Source organism: Variovorax sp. 01T432, from assembly GCF_056398605.1.
Genome location: NZ_JBFTPS010000003.1, coordinates 136,108 through 162,341, shown reverse-complemented (window position 1 = coordinate 162,341; position 26,234 = coordinate 136,108). Strand labels below are relative to the sequence as shown.

30 protein-coding genes are annotated in these 26,234 nt (G+C 64.9%); 12 read left to right on the top strand and 18 right to left on the bottom strand.

Annotated elements, in window-relative coordinates; translation table 11 throughout:
- Nucleotides 1-9: 9 nt before the first annotated feature.
- The gene (locus AC1DNF_RS03605; RefSeq protein WP_478147168.1) at nucleotides 10-1,887 is read right to left on the bottom strand and encodes a DEAD/DEAH box helicase; all 1,878 of its coding nucleotides are present in this window, start codon (nucleotides 1,885-1,887) and stop codon (nucleotides 10-12) included.
- Nucleotides 1,888-2,099: 212 nt separating this feature from the next.
- Nucleotides 2,100-2,696 (bottom strand): oligoribonuclease, encoded by a 597-nt coding sequence (orn, locus tag AC1DNF_RS03600; protein WP_478147167.1) that lies wholly within the window; start codon nucleotides 2,694-2,696, stop codon nucleotides 2,100-2,102.
- A 65-nt stretch (nucleotides 2,697-2,761) separates the two neighbouring features.
- On the opposite strand from orn, the gene AC1DNF_RS03595 reads away from it, so the two are divergent.
- The 3 genes from AC1DNF_RS03595 to rsgA are packed head-to-tail and all read left to right on the top strand — an operon-like array spanning nucleotide 2,762 to nucleotide 5,338.
- Complete coding sequence (locus tag AC1DNF_RS03595) at nucleotides 2,762-4,021, top strand: M48 family metallopeptidase (protein WP_478147166.1); 1,260 nt, start codon at nucleotides 2,762-2,764, stop codon at nucleotides 4,019-4,021.
- Nucleotides 4,022-4,040: 19 nt separating this feature from the next.
- Nucleotides 4,041-4,379, top strand: a complete 339-nt coding sequence (locus AC1DNF_RS03590; RefSeq protein WP_478147165.1) for a 4a-hydroxytetrahydrobiopterin dehydratase — start codon at nucleotides 4,041-4,043, stop codon at nucleotides 4,377-4,379.
- A gap of 17 nt (nucleotides 4,380-4,396) precedes the next feature.
- Complete coding sequence (gene rsgA, locus AC1DNF_RS03585) at nucleotides 4,397-5,338, top strand: ribosome small subunit-dependent GTPase A (protein ID WP_478147164.1); 942 nt, start codon at nucleotides 4,397-4,399, stop codon at nucleotides 5,336-5,338.
- 78 nt (nucleotides 5,339-5,416) lie between these two features.
- Here the strand turns inward: rsgA and hisC are convergent, their stop codons facing one another.
- From hisC to rpsP, 7 genes are all read right to left on the bottom strand, one after another.
- Nucleotides 5,417-6,505, bottom strand: coding sequence for a histidinol-phosphate transaminase (gene hisC / locus AC1DNF_RS03580; RefSeq protein WP_478147163.1), 1,089 nt, complete (start codon nucleotides 6,503-6,505; stop codon nucleotides 5,417-5,419).
- 17 nt (nucleotides 6,506-6,522) lie between these two features.
- The gene (locus tag AC1DNF_RS03575; RefSeq protein WP_478147162.1) at nucleotides 6,523-7,524 is read right to left on the bottom strand and encodes a CobD/CbiB family protein; all 1,002 of its coding nucleotides are present in this window, start codon (nucleotides 7,522-7,524) and stop codon (nucleotides 6,523-6,525) included.
- Between the two features lie 43 nt (nucleotides 7,525-7,567).
- Complete coding sequence (locus AC1DNF_RS03570; RefSeq protein ID WP_478147249.1) at nucleotides 7,568-8,284, bottom strand: CoA pyrophosphatase; 717 nt, start codon at nucleotides 8,282-8,284, stop codon at nucleotides 7,568-7,570.
- Between the two features lie 172 nt (nucleotides 8,285-8,456).
- Nucleotides 8,457-8,837 (bottom strand): 50S ribosomal protein L19, encoded by a 381-nt coding sequence (gene rplS, locus AC1DNF_RS03565; protein WP_478147161.1) that lies wholly within the window; start codon nucleotides 8,835-8,837, stop codon nucleotides 8,457-8,459.
- 109 nt (nucleotides 8,838-8,946) lie between these two features.
- A complete protein-coding gene (trmD, locus tag AC1DNF_RS03560) occupies nucleotides 8,947-9,693 on the bottom strand; it encodes a tRNA (guanosine(37)-N1)-methyltransferase TrmD (RefSeq protein ID WP_478147160.1) in 747 nt (248 codons plus the stop codon).
- Nucleotides 9,694-9,716: 23 nt separating this feature from the next.
- Complete coding sequence (rimM, locus tag AC1DNF_RS03555; RefSeq protein WP_478147159.1) at nucleotides 9,717-10,271, bottom strand: ribosome maturation factor RimM; 555 nt, start codon at nucleotides 10,269-10,271, stop codon at nucleotides 9,717-9,719.
- Between the two features lie 15 nt (nucleotides 10,272-10,286).
- Nucleotides 10,287-10,550 (bottom strand): 30S ribosomal protein S16, encoded by a 264-nt coding sequence (rpsP, locus tag AC1DNF_RS03550; protein WP_478147158.1) that lies wholly within the window; start codon nucleotides 10,548-10,550, stop codon nucleotides 10,287-10,289.
- A 164-nt stretch (nucleotides 10,551-10,714) separates the two neighbouring features.
- On the opposite strand from rpsP, the gene AC1DNF_RS03545 reads away from it, so the two are divergent.
- On the top strand, nucleotides 10,715-11,236 hold the full coding sequence (locus AC1DNF_RS03545; RefSeq protein ID WP_478147157.1) for an N-acetyltransferase family protein: 522 nt from the start codon (nucleotides 10,715-10,717) through the stop codon (nucleotides 11,234-11,236).
- Entirely contained in the window at nucleotides 11,233-11,679 is a 447-nt protein-coding gene (locus AC1DNF_RS03540; RefSeq protein ID WP_478147156.1) for a TM2 domain-containing protein, read from the top strand. The genes AC1DNF_RS03545 and AC1DNF_RS03540 overlap by 4 nt, the downstream gene beginning before the upstream one ends.
- A gap of 22 nt (nucleotides 11,680-11,701) precedes the next feature.
- Here the strand turns inward: AC1DNF_RS03540 and AC1DNF_RS03535 are convergent, their stop codons facing one another.
- The 5 genes from AC1DNF_RS03535 to hda all read right to left on the bottom strand — a co-directional run bounded on the left by AC1DNF_RS03535 (nucleotide 11,702) and on the right by hda (nucleotide 16,199).
- Entirely contained in the window at nucleotides 11,702-12,712 is a 1,011-nt protein-coding gene (locus AC1DNF_RS03535; protein ID WP_478147155.1) for an inorganic phosphate transporter, read from the bottom strand.
- A 13-nt stretch (nucleotides 12,713-12,725) separates the two neighbouring features.
- Nucleotides 12,726-13,370: a DUF47 domain-containing protein gene (locus tag AC1DNF_RS03530; RefSeq protein ID WP_478147154.1), complete on the bottom strand. Its 645-nt coding sequence runs from the start codon at nucleotides 13,368-13,370 to the stop codon at nucleotides 12,726-12,728.
- A gap of 88 nt (nucleotides 13,371-13,458) precedes the next feature.
- On the bottom strand, nucleotides 13,459-13,848 hold the full coding sequence (gene folK, locus AC1DNF_RS03525; protein WP_478147153.1) for a 2-amino-4-hydroxy-6-hydroxymethyldihydropteridine diphosphokinase: 390 nt from the start codon (nucleotides 13,846-13,848) through the stop codon (nucleotides 13,459-13,461).
- Nucleotides 13,849-13,913: 65 nt separating this feature from the next.
- Nucleotides 13,914-15,485 (bottom strand): polynucleotide adenylyltransferase PcnB, encoded by a 1,572-nt coding sequence (gene pcnB / locus AC1DNF_RS03520; protein ID WP_478147152.1) that lies wholly within the window; start codon nucleotides 15,483-15,485, stop codon nucleotides 13,914-13,916.
- Between the two features lie 27 nt (nucleotides 15,486-15,512).
- Complete coding sequence (gene hda / locus AC1DNF_RS03515; protein WP_478147248.1) at nucleotides 15,513-16,199, bottom strand: DnaA regulatory inactivator Hda; 687 nt, start codon at nucleotides 16,197-16,199, stop codon at nucleotides 15,513-15,515.
- A gap of 150 nt (nucleotides 16,200-16,349) precedes the next feature.
- On the opposite strand from hda, the gene purM reads away from it, so the two are divergent.
- From purM to AC1DNF_RS03495, 4 genes are all read left to right on the top strand, one after another.
- On the top strand, nucleotides 16,350-17,414 hold the full coding sequence (purM, locus tag AC1DNF_RS03510) for a phosphoribosylformylglycinamidine cyclo-ligase (protein WP_478147151.1): 1,065 nt from the start codon (nucleotides 16,350-16,352) through the stop codon (nucleotides 17,412-17,414).
- 71 nt (nucleotides 17,415-17,485) lie between these two features.
- Complete coding sequence (locus AC1DNF_RS03505; protein WP_478147247.1) at nucleotides 17,486-18,487, top strand: AI-2E family transporter; 1,002 nt, start codon at nucleotides 17,486-17,488, stop codon at nucleotides 18,485-18,487.
- Between the two features lie 113 nt (nucleotides 18,488-18,600).
- Nucleotides 18,601-19,173 (top strand): isochorismatase family protein, encoded by a 573-nt coding sequence (locus tag AC1DNF_RS03500; RefSeq protein ID WP_478147150.1) that lies wholly within the window; start codon nucleotides 18,601-18,603, stop codon nucleotides 19,171-19,173.
- 15 nt (nucleotides 19,174-19,188) lie between these two features.
- Nucleotides 19,189-20,166 carry a GlxA family transcriptional regulator gene (locus tag AC1DNF_RS03495; RefSeq protein ID WP_478147149.1) on the top strand — a complete coding sequence of 326 codons (978 nt, stop codon included), beginning with the start codon at nucleotides 19,189-19,191 and terminating at the stop codon, nucleotides 20,164-20,166.
- Here AC1DNF_RS03495 and AC1DNF_RS03490 read toward each other — a convergent pair.
- Genes AC1DNF_RS03490 through murJ form a run of 3 tightly spaced genes read right to left on the bottom strand, consistent with a single transcriptional unit; the run spans nucleotide 20,157 to nucleotide 23,039 of the window.
- The gene (locus AC1DNF_RS03490) at nucleotides 20,157-20,576 is read right to left on the bottom strand and encodes a bleomycin resistance protein (protein ID WP_478147148.1); all 420 of its coding nucleotides are present in this window, start codon (nucleotides 20,574-20,576) and stop codon (nucleotides 20,157-20,159) included. The two genes, AC1DNF_RS03495 and AC1DNF_RS03490, sit on opposite strands and share 10 nt — an antisense overlap.
- Nucleotides 20,576-21,427: a SirB1 family protein gene (locus AC1DNF_RS03485; protein WP_478147147.1), complete on the bottom strand. Its 852-nt coding sequence runs from the start codon at nucleotides 21,425-21,427 to the stop codon at nucleotides 20,576-20,578. The genes AC1DNF_RS03490 and AC1DNF_RS03485 overlap by 1 nt, the downstream gene beginning before the upstream one ends.
- Nucleotides 21,428-21,473: 46 nt before the next feature.
- Nucleotides 21,474-23,039 (bottom strand): murein biosynthesis integral membrane protein MurJ, encoded by a 1,566-nt coding sequence (gene murJ / locus AC1DNF_RS03480; protein WP_478147146.1) that lies wholly within the window; start codon nucleotides 23,037-23,039, stop codon nucleotides 21,474-21,476.
- A gap of 116 nt (nucleotides 23,040-23,155) precedes the next feature.
- On the opposite strand from murJ, the gene rpsT reads away from it, so the two are divergent.
- A complete protein-coding gene (rpsT, locus tag AC1DNF_RS03475) occupies nucleotides 23,156-23,470 on the top strand; it encodes a 30S ribosomal protein S20 (protein ID WP_162568816.1) in 315 nt (104 codons plus the stop codon).
- A gap of 136 nt (nucleotides 23,471-23,606) precedes the next feature.
- Here rpsT and AC1DNF_RS03470 read toward each other — a convergent pair whose 3' ends face one another.
- Nucleotides 23,607-23,927: a DUF3579 domain-containing protein gene (locus AC1DNF_RS03470; protein WP_478147145.1), complete on the bottom strand. Its 321-nt coding sequence runs from the start codon at nucleotides 23,925-23,927 to the stop codon at nucleotides 23,607-23,609.
- Nucleotides 23,928-24,088: 161 nt separating this feature from the next.
- Between AC1DNF_RS03470 and AC1DNF_RS03465 the strand changes: the two genes are divergently transcribed.
- Together AC1DNF_RS03465 and argF are read left to right on the top strand one after the other, a co-directional pair.
- A complete protein-coding gene (locus AC1DNF_RS03465; protein ID WP_478147144.1) occupies nucleotides 24,089-25,294 on the top strand; it encodes an acetylornithine/succinylornithine family transaminase in 1,206 nt (401 codons plus the stop codon).
- On the top strand, nucleotides 25,291-26,220 hold the full coding sequence (argF, locus tag AC1DNF_RS03460; RefSeq protein ID WP_478147143.1) for an ornithine carbamoyltransferase: 930 nt from the start codon (nucleotides 25,291-25,293) through the stop codon (nucleotides 26,218-26,220). Before AC1DNF_RS03465 ends, argF begins: the two co-directional genes overlap by 4 nt.
- Nucleotides 26,221-26,234: the final 14 nt, after the last annotated feature.

The following is a 26,234-nucleotide window of genomic DNA, read 5'->3' as shown; positions in this document are numbered from 1 at the left end:
CGCCGTTGCTCAACGCGTCGGCTTGAAGGCGCGGGGCTTTTGTGCGTCGCGCGGCACAAACACCTTGCCGCCACCGCCATGGGCGCCGCCGCCATTGCCGCGGGGCGCGAAGCCCTCGCCACGGCCCACGCCTGCACCGCCGCGCGGACCGTTGTCGCCCCAGCCCGGCTTGCGGCCAAAGCCGCCGCCCTCTTCGCGTGCGCCGCCGAATCCCGCGTTGCGCGGAGCCGGCGCGCCGGGACCGCCACGGGAGGGGCCGCGGTCGTTGAAACCGCTGGCACCGGCGTAACCGCCGCCACCACCACCGCCGCCGAAGCCACCCGTGTTGCCAGCGCGATGGCCGGCGCCGCCACCGAACTTGCGGTCGCGCGAGTGGTTGTCACGGCTGTCGCGGCCGCGGCCGCCGAAGTCGCCTTGCGGCGGACGGGATTGCGGGGACCGCTGTTGCGGTTCGAGTCCGGGGATCACCTCGGCCTTGAACTGCTGGCGGCTGTACGACTCGATGTCGAAGATCTTGCGGCGATCGCGGAACTCGGCAAAGGTAATCGCCAGGCCGTCGCGCCCCGCCCGGCCCGTACGGCCGATGCGGTGGGTGTAATCCTCGGCCTTCATCGGAAGACCGAAATTGAAGACGTGAGTGATGGTCGGCACGTCGATGCCGCGCGCGGCCACATCGGTCGCGACAAGGATCTGCACTTGACCCTGGCGCAGCGCCATCAGGCGGCGGTTGCGCAGGCCCTGGCTCAAGGCGCCATGCAGGGCAACGGCGCTGAAGCCCTCTTGCTGCAGGTCGTTGGCAAGACCGTCGCATTCGACCTGCGTGCTGGCGAACACGATGGCCTGATTGATGGTCGTGTCACGCAGCCAGTGGTCGAGCAGCTTGCGCTTGTGCTGGGTGTTGTCCGCCCAGAACAGCACCTGCTTGATGTTGGCGTGCTTTTCCTGCGGGCTGTCGATGGTCACGCGCTGCGGCTCGCGCATCACGCGCTGCGCAAGCTGCTGGATGCGGGGCGCGAAGGTCGCGCTGAACATCATCGTCTGCTGGCGCTCGATGGTGAGCTGATTGACTTCGGCAAGGTCGTCCGAGAAGCCGAGGTCGAGCATGCGGTCGGCCTCGTCCACGACGAGAAACTTGACCTGGTCGAGCTTGATCTGCATGGAGCGCTGCAGATCGAGCAGGCGACCCGGCGTGGCGACCACGAGGTCGGCATTCTGCAGCTTGGCGATCTGCAACTGGTAAGGCATGCCGCCCACCACATTGGCGATGCGCAAGCCGCGGCAATGCTTGACCAGTTCGATGGCGTCGTGCGCCACCTGCTGCGCGAGTTCGCGCGTCGGGCACAGGATCAACGCGCCGGGGGTGGCCGCCTTGAAATGGCGCGAGTTGGTCGGGTCCTTGCGCTTGGGCTTCTTCAGCGGCGTTTCGCCGCGAGCGGCGGCTTCCGCAGCCTGGCGCTGGAATTCGGCCTTGGCAGCCGCTTCTGCTTCCGCTTGGCGCTGCAGCAAGGTGTGCAGCACGGGCAGCAGGAAGGCGGCCGTCTTGCCACTGCCGGTCTGGCTGGACACCATCAGGTCGACAAAGCGCGTGGCACCGTCCGCATTGGCACTGGCGGACATGGCGAGCGGAATCACCTGCTGCTGCACAGTGGTCGGCTGGGTGAAGCCCAGGTCTTCGACGGCGGCGATCAGTTCGGGGGCGAGGCCGAGCTTGATGAAGCCGTTGGGCGCCTTCGGTTGCTCGACTGCCTCGACCGCGTCAAGTGCCTCGAACGCGAGTTCAACGGTGGAAGAAGAAATGGAATCGCCGGCTTCACTGGCAATAGCAACAGCGAATTCGTCGGATTGCACAGGCGCGAACTCGCCCTGCGCTACAAAAGCGTCGGTCATTGAATGTCTCATACGCGAGCGCTGCCGTAAGCGGCGCTCCGTCGGGTGGTGAAAAACATCAACCATCCAACGACGTTCAGCCGGGGCTTTCGCCCTTGCTGCGGCCCGTTCAATCGGGCGCGATGTGCAAGATAGGGAGATGCAAGAAACGCTGCCTGACGAGGAACCCCGGCAGCGAAGCCAGCGATTATGGCACGGCTCCGGGTTTTTACCTAATCTTGCAAGCGAAGAAAGGTTTCACGGTAGTGCGCGAGTTCTTCGATGGACTCATGGACATCCGCCAGCGCCGTATGGGCCTGCTGCTTCTTGAAGGCGTTGTAGGCGGCTGGCTTCCAGCGCTTGGCCAGTTCCTTGAGCGTGCTGACGTCGAGATTGCGGTAGTGGAAGTAAGCCTCCAGCCTGGGCATGTACTTGACGAGGAAGCGGCGGTCCTGACCGATGGTGTTGCCGCACATCGGAGAGCCGCTCTTGGGGATGTAGCGCGCAATGAACTCGATCAGTTGCTGCTCGGCGGTGAGCTCGTCCAGCGTCGAGGCCTTCACCTTGTCGATCAGCCCGCTGCGGCCATGCGTCCCCTTGTTCCAGGCATCCATGGCATCGAGCAATTCGTCGCTCTGGTGGATGACGAGAACGGGACCGTCGATGCGCGGCGTCAGGTCGGGTCCTGTGACGACGACGGCGATTTCGAGCAGGCGCTCCTTCTCGGGGTCGAGGCCACTCATTTCGCAGTCCAGCCAGACAAGGTTCTGGTCGCTCTTCTTGAGCGTAGGGGTCGGCGTGGCTGCGGTCAGGGCGGTGGATTCGGGCATCAGGCGATTGTCGTCGATGACCCTGAGTCCGAACGGGTGAGCGTGCGGGCTAAACTCAGTTCGCCATGCCCGCCTCCGCCATCTTCACCTATGCCTTTGCCTTCGCGCTGATCGCGGGCCTGCTCGTCAAATTCTGGCTCGCCTCGCGGCAGGTGCGTCACGTGGCGCGGCATCGCAATGCGGTGCCGGCAGTCTTCCAGGAAGCGATCACACTCTCGGCGCACCAGAAGGCGGCCGACTACACGGCGGCGAAGACCCGTTTCGGCCTGCTCGAGATGGCCTGGGGTGCGGCCCTGCTGATCGGCTGGACCCTGCTCGGTGGCCTCGACCTGCTCAACAGGATTCTGCTCGGCTGGATGGGCGGCGGCATGCTGCAGCAACTCGCCCTGCTCGCCGCCTTCGCACTGATCGGCGGACTGCTCGAGCTTCCCTTCACGCTCTGGCAGACATTCAGGCTCGAGGAGCGCTTCGGCTTCAACAAGATGACCTGGCGGCTCTGGCTGCTGGACGCGGCCAAGGCCGTCTTGCTGGGTGCGGTGATCGGCCTGCCGATCGCCGCGCTCATTCTCTGGCTCATGGGTGCGGCCGGCACATTCTGGTGGCTTTGGGCGTGGGCCGCCTGGATGGGCTTCAACATCTTGTTGATGCTCGTCTATCCGACTTTCATCGCGCCGCTCTTCAACAAGTTCAAGCCGCTGGACGACGACGCGCTGAAATCCCGCGTCAACGCGCTGATGCAGCGCTGCGGCTTCGCGGCCAAGGGGCTGTTCGTGATGGACGGCAGCACCCGCAGCGCGCATGCAAACGCCTATTTCACGGGCTTCGGCGCCAGCAAGCGCGTCGTCTTCTACGACACCCTGCTGCGTCAGCTCAATGCCGGCGAAGTAGAGGCAGTGCTGGCGCACGAGCTGGGCCATTTCAAGCATCGGCACGTCGCGAAGCGGATGGCGGCGATGTTCGCGCTGAGCCTGGCCGGGTTCGCGCTGCTGGGCTGGCTCTCTGGCCATTCATGGTTCTACACGGGCCTGGGCGTCCAGCCCAACATGACGGCGCCCAATGACGCGCTGGCGCTGCTTGCCTTCATGCTCGTGGTGCCTGTATTTGGCTTCTTCGTCGCCCCGCTGCCGGTGCGCATCTCCCGCAAGCACGAGTTCGAGGCAGACGCCTACGCCATCGCGCAGACCAGCGGCGCCGACCTTTCGGCGGCATTGCTCAAGCTGTACCAGGACAACGCCTCGACGTTGACGCCCGACCCGGTCTTCGTCAAGTTCTACTATTCGCACCCACCCGCTTCCGAGCGCCTTGCGCGCATGGCGGCCGCCTGACAGACACTGAAAGCCGACGATGAGCAGCATGCTGAAGCCCAGAGACTGGAAGACCGAAACGCGCCGCGCGTTGAGCGCGACGGAGATCGTCGCGAGCCTCGCCCGGCTGGAGGACTGGAAGCTCACCGGCGATGGCGCCGAGGTCGCGATCGAGAAGACCTTCACCTTCGCGAACTACTTCGAGACCATGGCCTTTGTGAATGCTCTCGCGCTCATTGCCCACAAGCAGGACCATCACCCCGATCTCTCGGTGCACTACAACCGCTGTGTCGTGCGCTTCAGCACGCACGACGTGGGCGGCATCTCGGCAACGGATTTCGAGTGCGCGACGCAGGCGGATGCCCTGCTGGCAGCCTGACCCGATGGAACGCTTCCTTGGCTAAGCAGCAACACGGCGGCGCGGCCGGCGTTGAGTTGCGCGATGGGCTCGTCATCGCGAGTCACGGTCGCCACTGCCTCGTCGAAACGCCCGAGGGTGATCGCCGGATCTGCCATCCGCGCGGCAAGAAAAGCCAGGCGGTCGTCGGTGACCGCGTGCAGTGGCAGGCCAGCGAAGACGAAGGGACGATCGAGAAGGTGCTGACCCGAAAGAACCTCTTCTATCGGCAGGACGAGATTCGCACCAAGTCTTTCGCGGCCAACCTGGATCAGGTCCTGATCCTGATTGCGGCCGAGCCGGAGTTCTCTGAGACACAGCTGGCGCGGGCGCTGATAGCCGCCGCGGCCGAGCGCATCACGCCTGTGATTGCATTGAACAAGAGCGACTTGGCGGGGCCCTTCGAGCGAGCATGGGGAAGACTGGCACCCTACCGCCGCATGAACTACGAAGTGCTGCCGCTCGCGCTCACCGCGTCCGGTGAAGCCGATCGCGCCACGCTGACGACGCTGCTTTCGGCAAAGACCACCCTGGTGCTCGGCCCCTCGGGCGCGGGCAAGAGCACGCTCATCAACCTTCTGGTGCCCGGCGCCCTGGCCTTGACGGGCGAGATCTCGCAGGCCCTCAACTCCGGCAAGCACACCACGACCAGCACGACCTGGTATTGGGTGGATGCGCAGCGGACGACGGGGCTCATCGATTCCCCGGGCTTCCAGGAATTCGGTCTGCACCACATCAAGCCCATGCAGCTCGCGCATCTGATGCCCGACATCGCCGCACACGCGAACGATTGCAAGTTCTACAACTGCACGCACTTGCACGAGCCGGGCTGCGGGGTGATCGCGCAGGTGGAGTCTCCCACCCATGCCGGCGACATCAGCGCGTCGCGCTACAGGATCTACGGCGAACTCTTCGCGGAACTGAGCCAGACGCGCTACTAAGAAACTCATGCCATCGAACGCCGAATTTGACTGTGGCCCCGGTTTCATGCCCCGGGGTCAGGCCTGCCTGATGGCGAACTACTGAGGCTGACCCAGAATGACGCCGAGCGCGTCGACCAGCGCCGTGCATTGCTCGCGCGTGCCGATGCTGATGCGCAGGTACTGGGAGATGCGCGGCTGCCGGAAATGCCGCACCAGCACCCCCCGCTGCCGGAGCGACGCCGCGAGTTCGCCGGCATCGCGCGCCGGGTGCCGCGCGAAAACGAAGTTGGCCTGCGAGGGCAGCACCTCGAAACCGAGATCTTCCAGTTGCAACATCAGCCCTTCCCGCGTGTCGATGACGGCGGCGCAGGTCTTGGCAAACCATGCCTCGTCTTCGAGCGCGGCGACGGCGCCCGCGGTCGCGAGCCTGTCGAGCGGATAGGAGTTGAAACTGTTCTTGACGCGCTCGAGCGCCTCGATCAAATGGGCGTGCCCGCAGGCAAATCCGACGCGCAGTCCAGCGAGGGAGCGCGACTTGGACATGGTTTGCACCACCAGCAGATTCGGATGGCGGGAGATCAGCGGCAGCGCGCTCTCTCCGCCGAAGTCGACGTAGGCTTCATCCACCAGCACCACGCGGTCGGGACACGCCTTGAGCAGGCGTTCGATGGTCGCCAGCGGCATGCCGATCCCGGTCGGCGCGTTCGGGTTCGCGATCACGACACCGCCGCACCCCGTCAGCGCCCGCGCTGCGAGGGCCTCGGCGTCGATGCGCAATCCCTCGTCCACCGGTTGGAGCACGCACGCGATGCCGTAGAGCTGCGCATAGACGCGGTAGAAGCTGTAGCTCACGTCCGGCATCAGCAGGGGCTCAGCCTGCTGGAAGAAGGCGAAGAAGGCGTGCGCCAACACTTCGTCGGAGCCATTGCCGGCGAACACCTGTGCGCGCTCCAGGCCGTACCGCGCCGCTATCGCTTCGCGCAGGACGCCCGATTCAGGGTCTGGATAGAGTTCGAGCCCCCGTTCAGCCGCCTCGTGGATGGCGTCGAGCACCCGCGACGACGGAGGATACGGATTCTCGTTGGTGTTGAGCTTGACGAGATTCGGGATGCGCGGCTGTTCGCCCGGTACATAGGGCTCCAAGGCCGCGATGCGGGGGCTCCAGAACGGCGGAACGGTGCTCAAAGCCAGCCCAGCCCGCCTCAACCCAGCAAGCGTGCCAGCGTGAGCAACGCGAGCAGCACCATCCACATCACGACCGAACGCCAGACGAGGCCGACGACGCTGCGCAGATGCGCCGGTTCAGGGTCGCGCCCTGGCGTGCTGCCGCTGTCGAGCCCGCCCCCGCCAGCGAGCGAGTCACCGGCTTGTGCGCGTGGCAGCGGGTCGGTCAGCGGCACCACGCGCAGCGAGCCCCCACCCAGCCTCACGTTCAGCGCCCCCGACGTGGCCGCGAGGATCACACCGTCGTTCTCGCTCGGAAAGCGCCGTGCATCGTTGCGCCAGCAATCGATTGCTTCCTCGAAGCTGCCTACCACGGCGAATCCCAGGGCAGTGATGCGCGCGGGTAGCCAGTCGATCAGCTTCCACGCCCGATCCGCTGCCTGCTGAACCCAGACGCTGGACGGTTGCGTGGACGCGCCGTTCTTGTGGGCCCAGTAGCGCGAGACAAACTCGCTCATGCGATAGAACACCGCGCCGGCGGGACCCAGACCCGCGGCCGCGAGGATCGAGAACCAGGCGAGCACGCCGAACACATGCCGGTGCGCCGCGATCACCGAATGTTCGATGACGTGCCGCACGATCTCGCTACGGGGCAGATCGGCGGCGTCGACGTGCTGCCAATGGGCGAGCAAGGAGCGCGCAAGCGGCTCGTCACCTTCGTCGAGCGCGTCGCGAATGCCCGTGAAATGATGGCTGAACTGCCGGAAGCCCAGCGTGACATAGAGCACCGCGATGCTCCACAGCACGGCAAACGGAAGTCCCAGCGTGAGAATCAACAGCCAATGGATGCCGAGCGCCCCCAGGGTCGGCACCAGCACCGCGAGACACCAGGCCACCCACCCATGGTGCGGCTTCCCGGCGTCGAAGTTGCGGCTGGTCCAGCGCGTCCAGGCGAGCACGGCGCCATACACAGGGTTGTGATACGCAAGCGGCCGCACCTGCTCGATCAGCAACGCGCACAGGATCGCAAAGAAGCTCATCCGCCGATGATAGCGAGTGGCTTCATCGCACTCGCCCCGGCGATCAAGCGGAAAGAAAACGGTAGAGGTTGCGCAGCATGCCCGCGGTCGCGCCCCAAACATAGCGCTCGTGGGTGCCGTCCTGGTACGGGATCGAATACCACTCGCGCGTCTGGTGATCGTCGCCCACGAGCGCGTGGCGCCGATGGTTGGCGGGATTCATGAGATACGAGAAGGGCACCTCGAAGGCGTCCGCCACTTCGTAGGGATTGATCGTGAGCTCGAAGTCCGGACGCACGAGCGCAACCACGGGCGTCACGATGAAGGACGTGACAGTGGTGTAGGTGGGCAGGTTGCCCAGGATCTCGATGTGTTCGGCCGACAGGCCGACTTCTTCCCACGCCTCGCGCAAAGCCGCGGCGGCGATATTTGCATCCTCAGGGTCGACACGGCCGCCAGGAAAGGCAACCTGCCCCGAATGCGTCGACAGATGGGCGGTCCTCTCCGTCAACAGGATGGTGGGCTCATCCCTCATCACGATGGGGACCAGCACCGCGGCCTGCGCGGGCGCACGGTCCGTCATTCGGGGTTCACGGCGCAATTCTGGCGACCAGACCGGGGGCACGGCGAAGCGCGTCCGCAAGGCGCGCGCGGTGAGTTGCTCGGGTGCGATTCTTGGCAGTCCGGTATCCACGCCGATCACCGGCACCTCACGCGGATCGAACGACCGCAGCGCCGTCGGCAGAACAGCGTTGATGGTTTCGACGGGAGATGGGTGCATGGCGGATGGTGAGGTCAAAAATAACTTGGTGTCTTGGTTGAGTAAAGCGCAAAAACCGAGCCAGCGTGATGCGTGCAGCAACAACAAAAGTCACGATTTCTTCGCCGGATGGCGGCACGAATGCAAAAAGCCGCCTGGAACGGCGGCTTTTTGCATGGGATAGGCGCTCTTTTTATTGAGCGGCCGCTGCCGATGACTTGCCGGGGAGCTTTTCCTTGATGCGTGCCGAACGCCCGCTGCGCTCACGCAGATAGTAGAGCTTGGCGCGGCGGACATCACCGCGGCGCTTGACTTCGATGGCGGCGATCAAGGGGCTGTAGGTCTGGAACGTACGCTCCACGCCTTCGCCGCTGGAGATCTTGCGCACCGTGAAGCCGCTGTTGAGGCCGCGATTGCGCTTGGCGATCACGACGCCTTCGTAGGCCTGCACGCGCTTGCGGGTGCCTTCGACGACGCTCACGCTGACGATGACGGTGTCACCAGGCATGAAATCGGGGATCTTCTTGCCGAGCCGGGCGATTTCTTCCTGCTCGAGGGTTTCGATGAGGTTCATGATTTCCTGAATTCGATCTTGCGCGCGCTACACAAAAGGCGTCTTCTCGAGGTTCAGCAATGCTGACGATGGAGGCGACGCGGCCGGCAGAGGATCGGGGAGCCGAAGATTATAGCTTTTTCTGCAGCGCCTTCTCGTCCGCAGCGCTCAGGCGGCCTGCGGATCGGGCGGCAACGATCAGCTCAGGCCGCTCCCGGCTCGTGATGGCAAGGCGCTGATCGCGCCGCCAGCGTTCAATCTGGACGTGATGGCCTGACAGGAGCACCGGCGGAACGCCTGCGCCGTGCCACTGCTCGGGCCGCGTGTAGTGCGGACAATCGAGCAAACCATCGAGCGCCGGATTGAAGCTGTCCTGCGCATGGCTGGCCTCGTCTCCCAGCACGCCGGGCTGCAGCCGCGCCACAGCGTCCAGCAAGGCCATGGCAGCCACCTCGCCACCCGAGAGCACGAAGTCGCCGAGACTGATCTGATGTGTGACCTTCGCGTCGATGAAGCGCTGATCGATACCCTCATAACGGCCGCAGACCAGTACGGCGCCCTGGCTGGCCGACCAGCGCTCGACCGCTTCGTGCCGAAGCGTTTCGCCGATCGGCGAAAACAGGACCACCGGTGCCGGGCCGCCACGGGCCGCCAATGCAGCGTCGAGACAGGCCGACAAAGGCTCGGCCATCATCACCATGCCCGGACCGCCACCAAAGGGCCGGTCGTCGACGCGCCGATAGTTGCCTTCGGCGCAGTCGCGCGGATTCCATAAGACGACCTCAACCTGCTTCGACTCATAGGCGCGGCGCGTCACGCCGGCCGCAAGAAAGGGCGCGAACAGTTCCGGAAACAGAGTGATGACGTCGAAGCGCATGGCGGCACGGAGCCGGTCCCGGCTCAGTAGTCGGGTTGCCAGTCGACCGTGATCAGCCGGCCGGCCAGGTCGACCGCATCGACGAAAGCCGAGACAAAGGGAACCATGCGTTCGACGGACTTGCCGTCCTCCTGGGCTTCCAGCACCAGCGTGGTCTGAGAGCCGCCGGCGAGCAACTCGCGCACTGTGCCGAGCGCGACGCCCTCGCGGTTCACAACTGCGAGGCCGATCAGGTCGACCCAGTAGTACTCGTCGTCGCCCGCCGTCGGGAAACTGGAACGCGGAACGAAGACCCGCGCGCCCCGCAATGCCTCGGCCGCATTGCGGTCGGGCACGTCCTCAGAGGTCGCGACGATGCAGTCGGAATGTTCTTTGGCTTCGCGGATGGCGAGCCTGAATGCACTGCGTGAAGCTGCGCCCGGGGGCTGCAGAAACCAGCGCTTGGAGGAAAAAAGCGCCTCGGGCTGGGCGCTGTGGGGCAAGACCTTGAACCAGCCTTTGATGCCCCAGGCATCAGCGATGCGCGCCACTTCGATCGCATCCGCCGGAAGATCAGCGGCTTCGAGGGTCGGCAGCATCACCGTGCCGGCGGCCTAGGCGGCCGCCTTGGGAGCCGCGTCAGCGGCTTGCTTGATCAGCCGGTTGACCGTGGGCGAGGCCTGCGCGCCGACGCTCTTCCAGTAGGTCAGGCGGTCCTGGGCGATGCGGATGCTTTCTTCGTTTTCCTTGGCCGTAGGGTTGTAGAAGCCCAGGCGTTCGATGAAACGGCCATCGCGGCGAACGCGCTTGTCCGATACGACGATATTGAAGAATGGACGACCTTTGGAGCCGCCGCGGGAGAGTCGAATGACGACCATGATTTATCCTTGGGGTGGTGCAGCAAACCCGCAAGGTTCGCCCACAGTGTTCCTCCAGCGTCGAGACACGCGACATGGCCACCCGGCCAGCGACACGCTGAAAAGCCTGCGATTATAGCCCGCCCGATTTCCTAAGTTCCCCTGGCATCACCAGGCCCCCTCCGATGACAATCATCCGCCCCAGCCGCGACGAAGACATCCCGGCGATCACAGCCATCTATGCCCACCATGTTCTCCATGGGACTGGCACCTTCGAAACGGAGCCGCCCACACCCGGCGACATGGCCGCGCGCCGGGTCGACGTGCTATCGAAAGACCTCCCCTACCTGGTGGCGGAGCGCGACGGCGTGTTGCTCGGCTTCGCCTACTGCAACTGGTTCAAGCCGCGCCCTGCCTATCGGTTCTCGGCGGAAGACTCGATCTACCTCGCCGAAAGCGCGCGGGGCCAGGGCCTGGGCGCGCAACTCCTGGCCGCGCTGTCGCAGGCTGCCGAATCGGTCGGCGTGCGCAAGCTGATCGCGGTGATCGGTGATTCGGCCAATGCCGGCTCGATCGGCGTTCACCGCGCACAAGGCTTCACCCACGTCGGGGTCCTGAAGGACTGCGGCTGGAAGTTCGGCGAATGGCGCGATGTGGTCCTCATGGAAAAAGTACTGGGCGAAGGCAGCTCGACGAAGCCCGAATGAAAAACAAGACATTGGCCGCCTGGCTCGCATTTCTCGGGGGCCCTTTCGGCCTGCATTGCTTCTATCTGCGCGGTTTCGGCAGCGTGCTCGGCTGGCTGCTCCCGATTCCGACCGTCCTTGGCTTGTACGGCATCGAGCGCGTGCGCATGTACGGCATGGACGACTTCTGGAGCTGGGTGCTGATCCCGCTGCTCGGCTTCACCATCGCCGGCTGCGCCCTCACCGCCATCGTCTACGGACTGATGACCGAGGAAAAATGGAACGCCCGCTACAACGCCGGCGCCCCGCTCGATGCGCTTCCCGGGCGGACGGGCTGGCTCACGATCGGCGCGGTCGTGCTGGCGCTGGCCTTCGGCACCACGATCCTCATGGCGAGCATTGCATTCAGCTTCCAGCGCTTCTTCGAGAACCAGGTCGAAGAAGGCCGAAAGATGTCGCAGTGACGATCAGCGCCCCGGTGCTTGATCAGAAGACCTGGATCCCGATCCAGTAGGCGATCGCGGCGACAAAGGCAGACGCGGGAATGGTGAAGATCCAGGCCCACACGATGGTTCCCGCCACGCCCCAGCGCACCGCGCTCGCCCGCTGCACGGAACCCACGCCCACGATTGCGCCCGTGATCGTGTGCGTCGTGGATACTGGAATGCCCAATGCCGTTGCCAGGAACAAGGTCAAGGCGCCGCCGGTTTCAGCGCAGAAGCCGCCCACCGGTTTGAGCTTGGTGATCTTCTGGCCCATGGTCTTGACGATGCGCCAGCCGCCGAACATCGTGCCCAGCGCAATAGCCGTGTAGCAACTCACGATCGTCCAGGTGGGGGGAGTATCCGCACCCGCTGACGCGTAGCCGGTCGCGATCAGCAGCATCCAGATGATGCCGATCGTCTTCTGTGCATCGTTGCCGCCGTGCCCCAGGCTGTAGGCACCCGCCGAAAACAGTTGCAGTGTCCGGAACCAGCGGTCCACGCGCGACGGCGTCGAGCGCCTGAACAGCCAGGCGACCAGGATCATCATGAAAGACCCCAGCAGGAAGCCCAGCAACGGGGAAACGAAGATGAAGGCCACGGTCTTCCAGATGCCGGAGGCGACCAGTGCGCTCGAACCTGCCTTGGCGATGACAGCACCCACGATGCCACCGATGAGCGCGTGCGACGAGCTGCTGGGGATGCCGTAGTACCAGGTGACCAGATTCCAGCTGATGGCGCCGACCAGCGCGCCAAACACCACATGCACGTCAACGACGTCGGGATGCACGATGCCCTTGCCGATGGTGGCCGCCACGCTCAGGTGGAACACGAAGATCGCGACCAGGTTGAAGAAAGCCGCGAATACGACGGCCTGCCCCGGTTTGAGAACCCCGGTGGACACGACGGTGGCAATCGAATTAGCCGCGTCGTGGAAACCGTTCATGAAGTCGAATGCGATGGCCAACGCGACCAGCGCCACCACCACCCAGAGGGCGACTTGAGCTGTTGCCATTCCCAGCCCGCGTTCAGGAGTTCTCGAGGACGATGCCCTCGATCACATTCGCAACGTCCTCGCACTTGTCGGTGATCGTTTCGAGCAGTTCGTAGATGGCCTTGAGCTTGATGACCTCGCGCACGTCGGGTTCTTCGCGGAAGAGCTTGCTCATCGCGCTGCGCATCACACGATCGGCATCGGATTCGAGCCGGTCGATCTCCTCGCAGGTCTTGAGAGTGGCTTCGGCGACGGCCGGGTCGGTGATCTTGCCGAGGAACTTGACCGCGTCCTTGACGCGTTCGCAGCACTTCACGCTGAGCGTGGTGAGACGAGTGATCTCCTCGGTCATGTGGCGCACGTCGTAGAGCGCCATGGTTTCGGCCGAATCCTGGATCAGGTCGGCCACGTCGTCCATCGTGTTGATCAGCTTGTGGATCTGCTCACGGTCGATCGGCGTGATGAATGTCTTGTGGATCAGCCGGTTGACGTCATGCGTCACCCTGTCCGCGGCACGCTCGGCATTGTCGACGTCGCGGTTGTACTGCTCCCGCAGGTGCAGGTCGTTGTAGTTGGCCACCAGATGCTCGAAGGCGCGCGCGGCTTCGACGATCCGATCGGCGTGCTGATTGAACATCTCGAAAAAATTCCCCTCGCGGGGCAGCAGCTTGCCGAACATGGCGGTCTCCTGGAGTTTTGGCTATCACAGTCCTGTGACACCGTCGTGAAAAACCGCGCAAGTGTAATGGCGCGCCCGAATGCGGCGTTCAGAGCCGTTCGATGGGCTGATCCGAAACCCGGGAAAGCTGGGCAGGCGTGACCTGGTCCGGCGCGATCTCCGCCAGCGGCACGAGCACGAACGCGCGCTGCGTCATGCGGGGGTGCGGCAGCGTCAGCGTGTTTGAATCCATCACGACCCTCCCGTGTGTCAACAAGTCGAGATCGAGCGTACGCGGTGCATTGCGGTAGGGGCGTTCGCGGCCCGCGCCGCGTTCGAGTCGATGGAGTTCGTCGAGCAGGGCTTGCGGCTCGAGCGCCGTCTGGAGTTCGACAACAGCATTGATGAAGGCGGGCCCCGACGCATCAATGGGCGCACTTCGATAGAGCGAGGAACACGAGACAACGCGCGTTTCAGGCAGGGCATCGAGATCGCGCATCGCCTGCCCCACCGTCGCACGCGCGTCGCCAAGATTGGCACCGATCGCGACGTAGGCCCGTGCAGTCATTCGACGGAGGCGGCACCGGCCTCGCCGCCGCCACCGCTGCGCGGCTTGCGCCGCCGGCGGCGCTTGCGTGGCGCGCTCGCTTCGCCGTCGGGCGGGAGCTCGGATGCACCCGCTTGCGCCGCCGCAGCTTCGGCTGGCGAACGCGCCGGGGCTGACGCGGGCACGCGCTGGCGCGTGCGCTTGTGCTGCTCGTCTCGCACCTGGTCCATCAAGTCCTGCCGGCGCACATCATCGGCCGTGCTGAACTCCTGCCACCACTCCCCGATCGCCTCGCTGACTTCGCCCACATCGGCGCGCAGGCGCATGAAATCGAAGGCGGCGCGGAAACGCGCTTGCTCCACCAGGCTGTACGGCGTCGCGCCGCTGCGCTTTTCGAATCGCGGCTGCATCATCCAGATCTCACGCATGTCGGCCGCGAGCTTGCCGCGGCCCGACACGTCGCCGATGCGCGCATTGAACACATCGTCGATGGCGTCCTGAAGCGCCGGAAACGAGGTTTGCGAGCGTTGGCCGTGGCGGCCCTCGATGCGCTGTGTCCAGCCGTCGCGCACATCCGCCCACAGCACGCAAGCCAGCAGAAAACTCGGCGCCACCGGCTTGCCTTCGCCGACCCGGCGGTCGGTGTCCAGCAGCGCCGCCTTCACGAAGGGCTGATCCGCACGCTCGACAACCACGTCGAGCAGCGGATAGATTCCCTTCGACAGACCGAGCTTGCGCAGTTGCTCGACCGTCGCCACCGCATGGCCGGTCTGCAGCAGCTTGAGCATTTCGTCGAACAGGCGGCTCTGCGGCACGTCCGCCAGGAGCTTGCTGGATTCGATCAACGGTGCCGCCGTCTTGGGCTCCATCTTGAAGCCCAGCGCGGCCAGCTTGGCCGAGAAGCGGATGGCGCGGATGATTCGAACCGGATCTTCCCGGTAACGGGTGATCGGGTCGCCGATCATGCGCAGCGTGAGCTTCTTCGCGTCCTTGATGCCGTTGTGATAATCGACCACGATCTCGCTGGCCGGGTCGTAGTACATCGCGTTGACCGTGAAGTCGCGACGCGCGGCGTCCTCTTCCTGCGGGCCCCACACGTTGTCGCGCAGGACGCGGCCGCTGGCATCCACCGCATGCTTCATTCCAGCGAGTTCGCCTTTGCTGGTGCGTTCATTGCCGGCCACCTGCTCGGCACCGGCGCTGTCCATGTAGGCGCGAAAGGTGGAGACTTCGATCACCTCGTGCTCGCGCCCTCGGCCGTACACCACGTGCACGATGCGAAAGCGGCGGCCGATGATGAAGGCGCGGCGGAACAGGCCCTTCACCTGTTCCGGCGTGGCATTGGTCGCGACATCGAAGTCCTTGGGGCGCAGGCCAAGCAGCAGATCCCGCACCGCGCCGCCGACGACGTAAGCCTCGAACCCCGCATCCTGCAGTGTCGTCACCACGTTCTTCGCGCGCTCATCCACCAGCGCGGGGTCGATGCCGTGCACGGAGGCCGCCACCTCCTGGCGTTTGCCGAAACGGGCTTTGGTGCTGGTGGTGTCGCCGGACTTGCCGAGGAGTTTGTCGATGAATTTCTTGATCATTGGAGAGGTTCGGCGCGGAGAGCGTCCTTATTCATTTTCGAGCATTGACCGGATCAGGGGGATCGTGATCGCGCGCTGGGTCTGCAAGGCATAGCCGTCGAGTTGGACGAGAAGCTCCATCAGGCTGCCGAGGTCGCGGCTGAAACGATGCAGCATGTAGTCCAGCACTTCGTCCGACAGCATGACGCCCCGGCCGTCCGCGGCCTGACGCAGCACGGCACGCCGCTCGGACTCGCTCAGCACCTGCAAGTGGAACACGTGGCCCCAGCCGAGGCGTGTGCGCAGGTCCTCGCGCAACGGCAGGTCGGCCGGCGGCACGGCGCCCGCCGCCACCACCCCGCGTTGCAGGCTCTGCGCATTCACGAACCAGTTGAAGGCGGCGTGTTGCTGGACGGCCGTGTAGAGATGGACATCATCGAAGACCACGGCACCCCAGCGCTCGTCGAATTCGGGTGGATCCATCAACCCGGCGTGCAACCAGCCGACGCTGGCGCCCTGCTCCCGCATGGCGCTGCGCACCGCCTCCAGAAGGTGCGTCTTGCCGCTTCCACCCTCGCCCCACAGATAGGTCGGCACCGGCGAATGGAGGGTCGGCGAGCGCGCGTCACCAACCCACAGCATCAGGTGCCGCAGTGCCGGCTCATTGGGTCCCGCGAAGAAGCCCGCGAGCGTGGGCCCGCTCGAAATACCGATGTCGAGCGCAAGCTGCTTCATGCCATTGCCGCTGCGAGCGGCCGGAGGGGCGCGGATGACGCGAAAGAAGGGTTCATGGGACAGGGCATGTGCCGCCCTTAAAATCGTGGCGAATTCTATCGGCCCGACTGCTTCGGTTGCCGGCGTCATTGTCCTCCTCCTTTCCAGCCCATGAACTCCACCTCGCCCACCCCGCTCAGCTACAAGGACGCCGGCGTCGATATCGACGCCGGAGACGCGCTGGTCGATCGCATCAAGCCCCTCGCAAAGAAGACGATGCGCGAAGGTGTGCTTGCCGGGATCGGCGGCTTCGGCGCCCTGTTCGAGGTGCCCAAGCGCTACAAGGAGCCCGTGCTGGTGAGCGGCACCGACGGCGTGGGGACCAAGCTCAAGCTCGCCTTCGAATGGAACATGCACGACACCGTCGGCATCGACCTGGTGGCCATGAGCGTGAACGACGTCCTGGTGCAGGGCGCGGAGCCGCTCTTCTTCCTCGATTACTTCGCCTGCGGCAAGCTCGATGTGGACACTGCCGCCGCCGTCGTCGGGGGCATCGCCCGCGGCTGCGAGCTCAGCGGCTGCGCGCTGATCGGCGGAGAGACAGCCGAAATGCCCGGCATGTACCCGCCCGGCGAGTACGACCTTGCCGGATTCGCGGTCGGCGTCGTCGAGAAGTCGCTGATCCTCACCGGCCAGAACGTCAAGCCCGGCGACGTCGTCCTTGGCCTGGCGTCTTCGGGCGTCCATTCCAATGGCTTCAGCCTGGTGCGCAAGGTGATCGAGCGCGCGGCCGACGACCTCCCCTCGTCGCTCGACGGCCAGCCTTTCCGCGAAGCCGTGATGGCGCCGACTCGGCTGTACGTCAAGCCGGTGCTCGAAGCCCTGGCGAGGCACCCTGCTTCGACGGGTTCGTCACAGGGCATCAAGGCGCTCGCGCACATCACCGGCGGCGGCCTGCTCGAGAACATCCCGCGCGTCCTGCCCGAAGGCATGGCCGCGCATCTGAAGAAGGGCAGTTGGCCGCAGACCGAGCTGTTCGCCTGGCTGCAGAAGGTGGCCGGCATCGACGACATCGAGATGAACCGCACCTTCAACAACGGCATCGGCATGGTGGTGGTGGTCGATGCGGCCGAAGCGTCCGCATGCACGGCGACGCTGCGAGCCGCGGGCGAGACGGTGCATGAGATCGGCGTCATCGCCGAACGCGGCAGCGGTGCGTCCGTTGTCGTGGCCTGAATGACCCGCGCCGAGTGAGCGAACCCACAGCCACCCCTTCGCGGTCTTTGGTCACGGCGAGTTACCTGCTCATGGCCGGCGCCTTGCTGCTGGTCATGTTGCAGGGGCTGTTGCCCGGCTTGCTCTGCATATGCATCGGCTTTCTGAGCACGCGCTGGATTGCCCGGGTGCTCCATGCGGGCTTCCGGCGCAAGCGAAAGATCAGCGCGAATGACCCGGCCTGGGCCCGGTCGCGCTCGTTCTTCCAGGTCTGCGCCTCGGCACTGGTCATGCTGGCGCCTCTGGGGCTTCTGATCTTGGCTTTCTCGGAAGCCCGTGATTTCGTGCTGAACGCACCGGAGCAGTACAAGGAACTGCTCGACTACATCGCTCGCACAGTGTTGGAACTGCGGCTCAAGCTGCCGCCGGACATCGGTGCCTATCTGCCGGAGGGCTCGGCGGAGGTGCAGCGCATCATCGCCGGCTACCTGCGCGCGCAGGCCGGCTCTCTCGCGTTGACGGGCCGCGCCTGGCTCGGCGGCTTGCTGTTCGCCTATGTCGGACTGATCGTCGGTGCGTTGGCAGCGGTCGCCGCTCATCCGTCCTCGCAGGGCCCCTTGGCCCATCAGCTGAAGCGTCGCGTCACCCTTTTCGGCGAAGCCTTCGGCCAGATCGTGGCCGCCCAGTTCTGGATCGCGGCCTTCAATACCTTCCTGACAGCCGTGTTCCTGCTGTTCCTGCTGCCCATCTGGAAGCTCGAGTTGCCCTATACGCCGGCGCTGATCACGCTGACTTTCGTCGCGGGACTGGTCCCGATCGTGGGCAACCTGGTCTGCAACACCGTGATCACGCTGGTCGGCCTGTCGGTATCGCCGATCACAGCCCTCGCCTGCCTGGTCTTCCTGATCCTGATCCATAAGGCCGAATACCTCATCAACGCCAAGGTGGTCGGAAGCCGCACGCAGATGAGGGTATGGGAGCTGCTGGTCGTGATGTTCGTCGCAGAAGCGGTGTTTGGCCCCGCAGGACTGGTGGCGGCGCCGCTGTTCTATGCCTACCTCAAGAAAGAATTGCAGGCTGCGCGGCTCGTCTGAAGACAATCATGTCCTGAATTGATCGATTCCTGTCCCGGGCAGGGCGGACGGAATCCGGAGAAGCGGCAAAAATGCGTCGCATCATCCACTCGAGAACAAAGTGAGCGCCACCCATGAAAACCTGTCTGATAGTGATCGATGCGCAGGAATCGTTCCGCCATCGCCCCTACTTTGCCCAACGCGAGTTCGAACCTTACATCGCCAGCCAGAATGCCCTCATCCGAGGTTGTGCCGCCGCCGGCATCCCCATCGTTCGGATCTTTCACGTCGATGGACCCGCCACCGCGAGCAATCCATTCGCGGTCGAGTCGGGTCATGTGCGTCCGCTCCAGGAGCTTGCCGGATTCGACGCCGCCGCCACCTTCACCAAGCATCGGCATAGCGCGCTGGTCAACAGCGGGCTCGACGTCTGGCTCACGGAAAACGGCATCGGCCGGTTGATCGTGAGCGGCATTCGCACCGAACAATGCTGCGAAACCACGACGCGCCACGCATCTGACCTGGGCTGGCAGGTCGACTACGTGACCGATGCAACACTGACTTTCGACATGGTCCAACCTGACGGCCGCCCGTTGTCCGCCGCCGATATCAAGGCGCGGACGGCTACCGTACTCGACGGCCGTTTCGCCAAGGTGTGCGGCGTGGAGCAGGCACTGGAGCGCGCAGGCGCACTCGCTGCCGCCTGAAGACCAGGCCGCACGATGAATGGTTCGCCCATCCGCGTGGTCTTCGTGCTGCCGCCGAACAGTCTCGTGCTGGACTGGGCCGGGCCGGCCGAGGCCTTGCGCATTGCCAACCAGCAATTGCGCAGCGCCGGATCGCCCGAGCGCTTCTCGATCGAGTTTGCCTCTCCGAACGCAGTTTCGGTTGGGTCGGTGGGCGTGACGCTTTCCGGCCTGGCGCCCTTGCCGACGCAGTGGGACGGCCCCGCGTGGATCGTGCTGGTGGGGCTGCCTGGCAACAGGATCTCGACGGCCAACCCCGAAATGCAGGCCGTTCTGCAGTGGCTACGCGGCCAACGCCTCGAGCGCGGCCGGCTCGAACTTGTGACCATCTGTGCGGGCGCCCTGCTCGCGGCCCATGCGGGAGTCCTGGCAGGCCGACGGGTGACCACGCACCACCACCACCTGGACGAACTGCGCCAGGTCGAGCCGCGTTGCGAAGTCGTCGCCAATCGCGTATTCGTGATCGATCCCCCGTTCTACAGCAGTGCCGGCGTCACGACCGGCATTGACCTCATCCTTCACCGCATTGCCGAGACCTGTGGCGAGGTCCTGGCGGCACAGGTCGCGCAGATCATGGTGGTGGCGCTGCGGCGCGGCCCGCAGGACCCCGAGCTTTCGCCGTTTCTCGCTTACCGCAGCCACCTGCACGCGGCCCTGCACCGCGTGCAGGACGCGGTCAGCGAGCAGCCGCAGGCCGACTGGACGGTGCCTCGCATGGCTGCGGTCGCGCACACATCGGCGCGGCATCTCACGCGCCTGTTCGTCGAACACTCGGGCGTCGCGCCCCTGGCCTACCTACGTCGACTGCGGCTCGCGACCGCGCAACTGGCGCTGCAGTCGGGCGCCAACGTCACGCGGGCAGCCGAGCTGTCGGGCTTTGGTTCGGACACGCAGCTTCGCCGCGCCTGGCATCAATTCGGCTTGGCGGGCTCGCCGGCAGACGCTCAAAGGTAGCCGCAAAAGCGCAGGATGTGCCCATCGGGCTCGCGGATCGCAAACTCGCGCAGACCCCAGGGCTGTGACACCGGCTGCTCGATGACCGTGACACCGCGCTTCACATAGGCGGCGTGCAGGCCATCCAGGTCCTGGCCCACATGGATCACGATTTCGCCGCGCCAGGGATCGGCCTCGCGCCGGCCGCATTGCCAAAGCCGGATGTAGACCGGATCACCGTAACTACGGTCACCCTTCTTCACCCGGGCATAGCTCGGAGGTTCACCGGCGATGAAATCAAGTTCGAAGCCGAGCACATCGCAAAAATAGCGCGCCGCGCGTGCCGCGTCCGCGACAGGCAGCACCGGCTGGATGCCGTGGAACTCGTGTCGCGTCCCGAGGTCAGCCGCCATGGCCTTGATCTGGCCCATCAGCTTCTCGCGCGGCGCAACGTGGCCACACGTTCCGCGATCGCATCGATGTCGAGCGCGTCTTCGGCGTGCATGAGATAGGTCTCGAGGTCGCGCACCGCGAGTACCGTATTGCCTTGCTCCGCGTGCGCCAGGCCACGGTCGCGGTGCTCGCCCCAGGCTTCGGGAAACAAGGCGACCAACCGGTCCTGCACCGCGATGGCACGCTGCCAGTCTTCCTGGGAGCGGTGGACTTCCTTCAGGTTGCGCAGCATGCGCCCGATGATTTCGCGTGGCGTCGCAGGCTGCAGGTAAAGGCCCAGCGGCACGTCGAAATCGCCGATCAGCCCGTTGCTGCGCTTGTAGGGTTCGAGCCTCTCGCTCAACTCCTCGCGCGACAGCGACTTGCCGTTGAACGGATCGATCACCACCTGCCCCTTCGGCAGAGTGACCTTGAGCATGAAGTGGCCCGGAAAACCCACGCCGCGCGCCTGCAGCCCGAGGCCCTGCGCCAATTCCATCCACAGCACGGCGAGCGAGATCGGAATGCCGCGGCGGGTCCGCAACACGGCGTTCAGGTAGCTGTTGTCGGGGTCGTAGTAGTCGTTGACGTTACCGCCGAAGCTCAGGTCGTGAAAAAAGAACTGATTGAGCGCACGCAGGCGCTGCAGGGGTGCGGCGTCCGCCGGCAGGCGCCGCTTGAGGCGAGCCAGCAACTGGTCGACGTCGCCCAGCACCTGCTGCACGTCGAGCTCGGGGTATTCATCCTGCGCGAGGCTCGCCGCTGCTTCGAGCAACGGGAATTGCTCGTCGCTCTTGACGAGCGAATCGAAATATTCGAGCGCCGTCGGCGTCGGGAAGCTGAACGTCATGTGGCTTTGTAGAGGAGCGAGCGAGGACCGTCAAGGCGGCAGCGACTCAGCGACGAATAAAACTGCGCAACCTGACACCAGCCAACGCAAGCACGGCGAAGTAGAGCGCGGCGGCTCCCGCGATGAGCGCGGCCAGCAACCCGATGCGATACAGGCGGTGTGCACGCAGGCCGATCCAGTCGAAATGTCCCGCCCCCCAAACCAGCAATGCCGCGAGCACCAGAGCGCCAGCGAGAATCTGCAGGATGAATTTGCCCCAGCCTGGCTCTGGCTTGTAGCTGCCGCGCCGGATGAGGCCCACCAGCAGCCATATCGAATTCACCAGGAATCCGATGCCGATCGTGAGTGTCAGCGCCGCATGCTGCAGCACGGGCACCAGGAAGAAATTGAGCACCTGCGTCAGCACCAGCACACCCACCGCTATCTGCATCGGGGTGCGCATGTCGTGTCTGGCGTAGTACCCCGGCGCGAGCACCTTGATGGCGACGGAGCCGATCAGTCCGACTCCGTAACCCATGAGTGCCGCGGTGGTACGCTGAACGTCGAGGTCGCTGAAGGCACCATTGTGGAACAGCACGGCGACCAGAGGCTTGGAGAAGGCAAGCAAGGCGACAGCGCAGGGAACCGAGAGCAGCACGACGAGGCGAAGGCCCCAGTCGAGAAGGGACGAATAGCGCAGGTCATCCTTCGCAGCCCGCGCGGCCGCGAGCTGCGGCATGAGAACGACGCCCAGGGCCACGCCCAGCATGGCGGTCGGAAATTCCATCAGGCGGTCGGCATAAGTCACCCAGGTCACGCTGCCTGGTGCCAGATGCGAGGCGATCTGGGTGTTGATGAGTAGCGAGATCTGCGCCGCGCTCACACCAATGAGCGCCGGCAGCATCAGCTTCGTGATCTTGCGCGTGGTCGGATCGGCCCATGCCGCGCGCATTGCCCGGAAACTCGCGCCGATGCGAGGAAGCATTCCGAGCCCGCGCAGCGCCGGCAACTGGAGCGCGAGCTGCAGCACGCCACCCACCATCACGCCCACGCATTGCGCATAGATTGGCTCGATGCCGTGGCGCCTAAACAAAGGCGCGCCCACGACGATCGACAGGATGAGCGCGACGTTCAGAAGCACAGGCGACGCCGCCGGCACCGCGAACCGGCGCCAGGTGTTGAGGATGCCGCCCGCCAGCGCCACCAGCGACATGAAGCCGATGTAGGGGAACATCCAGCGCGTCATGACGACAGCCGCGTCGAAGCCCTGGGCGGTTTGCTTCAGGCCGCTGGCCATCGCCCAGACCATCAGCGGCGCACCGATCACGCCCGCGACGCACAGCAGCACCAGCGTCCAGGTCAGCAGCGTCGCGACGTGGTCGACCAGCGCTCGCGCGCCGGCGTCGCCGTGCTCGGTCCGGGTGGCTGAGAGCACGGGCACGAAGGCCTGGCTGAACGCGCCCTCGCCGAACACGCGACGGAACAGGTTGGGAATGCGAAAAGCGACGTTGAAGGCATCGGTCAGGGCGCTGACGCCAAAGACCGAGGCCATGAGCAGGTCGCGGATCAGGCCAGTGATCCGCGAAGCGAGCGTCAAGAGGGAAACTGTGGAGGCGGATTTGAGCAGGGACACACCGAGAAGTGTATGTGGACACGCGACTTCTCTCCCGGCCCGGCGACGCCGATGCGGCTGTCGCCTATAATGGAAGGCTTTGCTGCATCATCCCCAGACACCAAGGAACCACATATATGGCATCCGCCAAGCCCAAGAAAAAGAACCCGCGCCTCGCGTCGGGCCGTAAACGCGTCCGCCAGGACGTCAAACTCAACGCTGCGAATACTTCGCTGCGCTCCAAGTACCGCACCGCCGTGAAGAATGTCGAGAAGGCCGTTCTGGCCGGCGACAAGACCAAGGCAGCGGAACTCTTCGCGAAGGCCCAGAGCATCGTCGACACCGTCGCCGACAAGGGCATCTTCCACAAGAACAAGGCTGCTCGCGACAAGAGCCGCCTGTCAGCCAAGGTCAAGAACCTCGCCCTCGCCCCTGAAAAGGCCGCCGCCTGACGTATTCAGGCATTAAGCCCGGACCGGTCCGCCAGTCCGCCGTTTGATCGGGGTGCGCTGCAGCAAAGTGAACAAACCGCCTTCGGGCGGTTTTTTCATGGCTGGCCGTCCTTCCGGCTTGTGGTGGGCGGGGGGCTTATGGCGCCGGCGGCACGTCGGGCACCAGGCAAGCCTCCGCCACTTGCAGACCATTGTCCTTGGCGAAGTTCATGCAGAAGTCCCAGGCCATCGGCTCGGCTTCGCGCAATTGCCTGTTGACGACCACGCATTTCACGCCGTTGACGACCGTGGGCACGCACCAGGGTGAATAGTTCAGGTGGCTCCCCGGCTGGGGTCCGCCCGGACGGAATGAGCACATCACACCCGCCAGCCGCTCTGCCCAATCGCTGGGGCGAAACGTCCGGCCATCGTTCGTGATGCCCTGGATGAAGACTTCTTTGGCGCTGGGAGAAACCATCGGTTGGCGGGAGGAAGGCGCAGATTCGTGTTGCGCCGCACAACGATTCTATCCGGCGGCCCGAGCACCGAAACGCGGCGGGGCATTGCAGTGATGCGCAATCCTCACCCAGAGTGTCAAATCAGCCGCCTAGAATCCGCGTTCCCTTTTTTGGAGTTCGCATGAGCGCCATCGCCGCACCTTCGTCGCCCCACGTCATGAACACCTATGGACGCCTGCCGATCGCGCTGTCGCACGGCCAGGGCTGCCGAGTGTGGGACACCAATGGGCGAGCCTATCTCGACGGACTGGGCGGCATTGCCGTCAACACACTGGGCCACAACCATCCTGAGCTGGTCCCTGCCCTGCAGGACCAGATCGCCAAGCTGATCCACAGCTCCAACTACTACTTCGTCCCGGGTCAGGAGCAACTGGCGGCCAAGCTGACCGAGCTCTCCGGGCTCACCAATGTCTTCTTCTGCTGCACCGGCCTGGAAGCCAACGAAGCGGCGCTGAAGCTCGCGCGCAAGTTCGGCCATGACAAGGGCATCGAACGCCCGGAAATCGTGGTCTACGAGGGTGCCTTCCACGGGCGCAGCATCGCCACGCTGTCAGCCACCGGCAATCCGAAGGTCCAGAAGGGCTTCGGGCCGCTGGTCGAGGGCTTCATCCGCGTGCCGCTCAACGACATTGATGCGCTCAAGAAGGCGACTGAAGGCAATCCGAACGTCGTGGCCGTCTTCCTTGAGACCATCCAGGGCGAAGGCGGCATCAACCCGATGCGCTGGGAATACCTGCGCCAGGTGCGCCAGTTGTGCGACGAGCGCGACTGGCTCATGATGATCGACGAGGTCCAGTGCGGCATGGGCCGCACGGGCAAGTGGTTTGCGCACCAGTGGGCTGGGATCAAGCCAGACGTGATGCCTCTCGCCAAGGGCCTGGGTTCGGGCGTGCCGGTCGGCGCGGTCGTGGCCGGCCCGCGCGCCGCCAACATCTTCGGCCCGGGCAACCACGGCACGACCTTCGGCGGGAACCCCCTCGCGATGCGGGCGGGCATCGAGACGATCCGCATCATGGAAGAGCAACATTTGCTGGAGAACACAGCCAAGGTCGGCGCCCATCTCAAGGCAGCGCTGGAGCGCGAGTTGGGCGGCTTGCCGGGCGTAAAGGACATTCGCGGCCAGGGCCTGATGCTTGGCATCGAACTCGCTCGGCCCTGCGGCGTGATCCTGAACCGCGCCTGCGACGCCGGCCTGTTGCTCAGCGTGACGGCCGACAGCGTGATACGCCTCGTCCCGCCCCTGATTCTCAGCATCGCGGAAGCCGACGAGATCGTCGCCATCCTGGCGCCGATCGTGAAGACCTTTCTAGCGGAGCCTCAGCCATGAGCGACGCGCCCACCATCCGTCACTACCTTCAGTTTTCCGACCTCGGCGCCGACGAATATGCGCACCTCTTCGCCCGCGCGGCGCTGATCAAGAAGAAGTTCAAGGCCTACGAGCGGCATCAGCCCCTGGTCGACCGCACACTCGCCATGATCTTCGAGAAGGCGTCGACGCGCACGCGCGTCAGCTTCGAAGCCGGCATGTACCAGATGGGCGGCAGCGTGGTGCACCTCACCACGGGCGACAGCCAGCTCGGGCGTGCCGAGCCCATCGAGGACAGCGCCAAGGTCATCAGCCGGATGGTCGACCTGGTCATGATCCGCACGTACGAGCAGACCAAGATCGAGGCCTTCGCCGCGCATTCGCGCGTGCCGGTCATCAACGGACTGACCAACGAATTCCACCCCTGCCAGATCCTGGCCGATATCTTCACCTTCATCGAGCACCGCGGCTCGATCGCGGGGAAGACGGTGGCGTGGGTCGGCGACGGCAACAACATGGCCAACACCTGGCTGCAGGCCAGCGAGATCCTGGGCTTCAAGGTGCATGTGAGCACGCCGAGCGGCTATGAGGTCGACCAGTCGATAGCCGGCATCCGGTCCGCTGACAGCTACAAGGTCTTCAAGGACCCCATGGAAGCCTGTCGGGGCGCAGACCTGGTGACCACCGACGTCTGGACCAGCATGGGCTACGAAGCCGAGAACGAAGCCCGCCGCGCGGCCTTCGCCGACTGGCGTGTCGACGCGGAGATGATGCGGACCGCGCAGCCCGATGCCATCTTCATGCATTGCCTGCCCGCGCACCGCGGAGAGGAAGTCGAAGCCGATGTGATCGACGGGCCGCAGTCGGTCGTCTGGGACGAAGCCGAGAACAGGATGCACGTGCAGAAGGCGCTGATGGAATACCTGCTGCTCGGCCGCCAGGTCTGAAGATCCGAAATCCG

Excerpts from the sequence above, each read along its gene's own strand:
- AC1DNF_RS03570 (WP_478147249.1), bottom strand. The coding sequence starts at position 8,284 with ATGCACCCATCTCCCGTCGAAACCATCAACGCTGTTCTGCCGACGGCG.
- AC1DNF_RS03465 (WP_478147144.1), top strand. The coding sequence starts at position 24,089 with ATGAGCGCCATCGCCGCACCTTCGTCGCCCCACGTCATGAACACCTAT.
- rimM (WP_478147159.1), bottom strand. The coding sequence starts at position 10,271 with ATGCTGCCGACCCTCGAAGCCGCTGATCTTCCGGCGGATGCGATCGAA.
- AC1DNF_RS03540 (WP_478147156.1), top strand. The coding sequence starts at position 11,233 with ATGAAAAACAAGACATTGGCCGCCTGGCTCGCATTTCTCGGGGGCCCT.
- AC1DNF_RS03605 (WP_478147168.1), bottom strand. The coding sequence starts at position 1,887 with ATGACCGACGCTTTTGTAGCGCAGGGCGAGTTCGCGCCTGTGCAATCC.
- AC1DNF_RS03535 (WP_478147155.1), bottom strand. The coding sequence starts at position 12,712 with ATGGCAACAGCTCAAGTCGCCCTCTGGGTGGTGGTGGCGCTGGTCGCG.
- AC1DNF_RS03485 (WP_478147147.1), bottom strand. The coding sequence starts at position 21,427 with ATGACGTTCAGCTTCCCGACGCCGACGGCGCTCGAATATTTCGATTCG.
- purM (WP_478147151.1), top strand. The coding sequence starts at position 16,350 with ATGAACTCCACCTCGCCCACCCCGCTCAGCTACAAGGACGCCGGCGTC.
- AC1DNF_RS03595 (WP_478147166.1), top strand. The coding sequence starts at position 2,762 with ATGCCCGCCTCCGCCATCTTCACCTATGCCTTTGCCTTCGCGCTGATC.
- folK (WP_478147153.1), bottom strand. The coding sequence starts at position 13,848 with ATGCGCGATCTCGATGCCCTGCCTGAAACGCGCGTTGTCTCGTGTTCC.
- AC1DNF_RS03470 (WP_478147145.1), bottom strand. The coding sequence starts at position 23,927 with ATGGTTTCTCCCAGCGCCAAAGAAGTCTTCATCCAGGGCATCACGAAC.
- AC1DNF_RS03505 (WP_478147247.1), top strand. The coding sequence starts at position 17,486 with ATGGCCGGCGCCTTGCTGCTGGTCATGTTGCAGGGGCTGTTGCCCGGC.
- AC1DNF_RS03495 (WP_478147149.1), top strand. The coding sequence starts at position 19,189 with ATGAATGGTTCGCCCATCCGCGTGGTCTTCGTGCTGCCGCCGAACAGT.
- AC1DNF_RS03590 (WP_478147165.1), top strand. The coding sequence starts at position 4,041 with ATGAGCAGCATGCTGAAGCCCAGAGACTGGAAGACCGAAACGCGCCGC.
- rplS (WP_478147161.1), bottom strand. The coding sequence starts at position 8,837 with ATGAACCTCATCGAAACCCTCGAGCAGGAAGAAATCGCCCGGCTCGGC.
- argF (WP_478147143.1), top strand. The coding sequence starts at position 25,291 with ATGAGCGACGCGCCCACCATCCGTCACTACCTTCAGTTTTCCGACCTC.
- pcnB (WP_478147152.1), bottom strand. The coding sequence starts at position 15,485 with ATGATCAAGAAATTCATCGACAAACTCCTCGGCAAGTCCGGCGACACC.
- rpsP (WP_478147158.1), bottom strand. The coding sequence starts at position 10,550 with ATGGTCGTCATTCGACTCTCCCGCGGCGGCTCCAAAGGTCGTCCATTC.
- AC1DNF_RS03575 (WP_478147162.1), bottom strand. The coding sequence starts at position 7,524 with ATGAGCTTCTTTGCGATCCTGTGCGCGTTGCTGATCGAGCAGGTGCGG.
- hda (WP_478147248.1), bottom strand. The coding sequence starts at position 16,199 with ATGAAGCAGCTTGCGCTCGACATCGGTATTTCGAGCGGGCCCACGCTC.
- AC1DNF_RS03490 (WP_478147148.1), bottom strand. The coding sequence starts at position 20,576 with ATGGGCCAGATCAAGGCCATGGCGGCTGACCTCGGGACGCGACACGAG.
- AC1DNF_RS03545 (WP_478147157.1), top strand. The coding sequence starts at position 10,715 with ATGACAATCATCCGCCCCAGCCGCGACGAAGACATCCCGGCGATCACA.
- AC1DNF_RS03530 (WP_478147154.1), bottom strand. The coding sequence starts at position 13,370 with ATGTTCGGCAAGCTGCTGCCCCGCGAGGGGAATTTTTTCGAGATGTTC.
- trmD (WP_478147160.1), bottom strand. The coding sequence starts at position 9,693 with ATGCGCTTCGACGTCATCACTCTGTTTCCGGAACTGTTCGCGCCCTTT.
- orn (WP_478147167.1), bottom strand. The coding sequence starts at position 2,696 with ATGCCCGAATCCACCGCCCTGACCGCAGCCACGCCGACCCCTACGCTC.
- rpsT (WP_162568816.1), top strand. The coding sequence starts at position 23,156 with ATGGCATCCGCCAAGCCCAAGAAAAAGAACCCGCGCCTCGCGTCGGGC.
- AC1DNF_RS03500 (WP_478147150.1), top strand. The coding sequence starts at position 18,601 with ATGAAAACCTGTCTGATAGTGATCGATGCGCAGGAATCGTTCCGCCAT.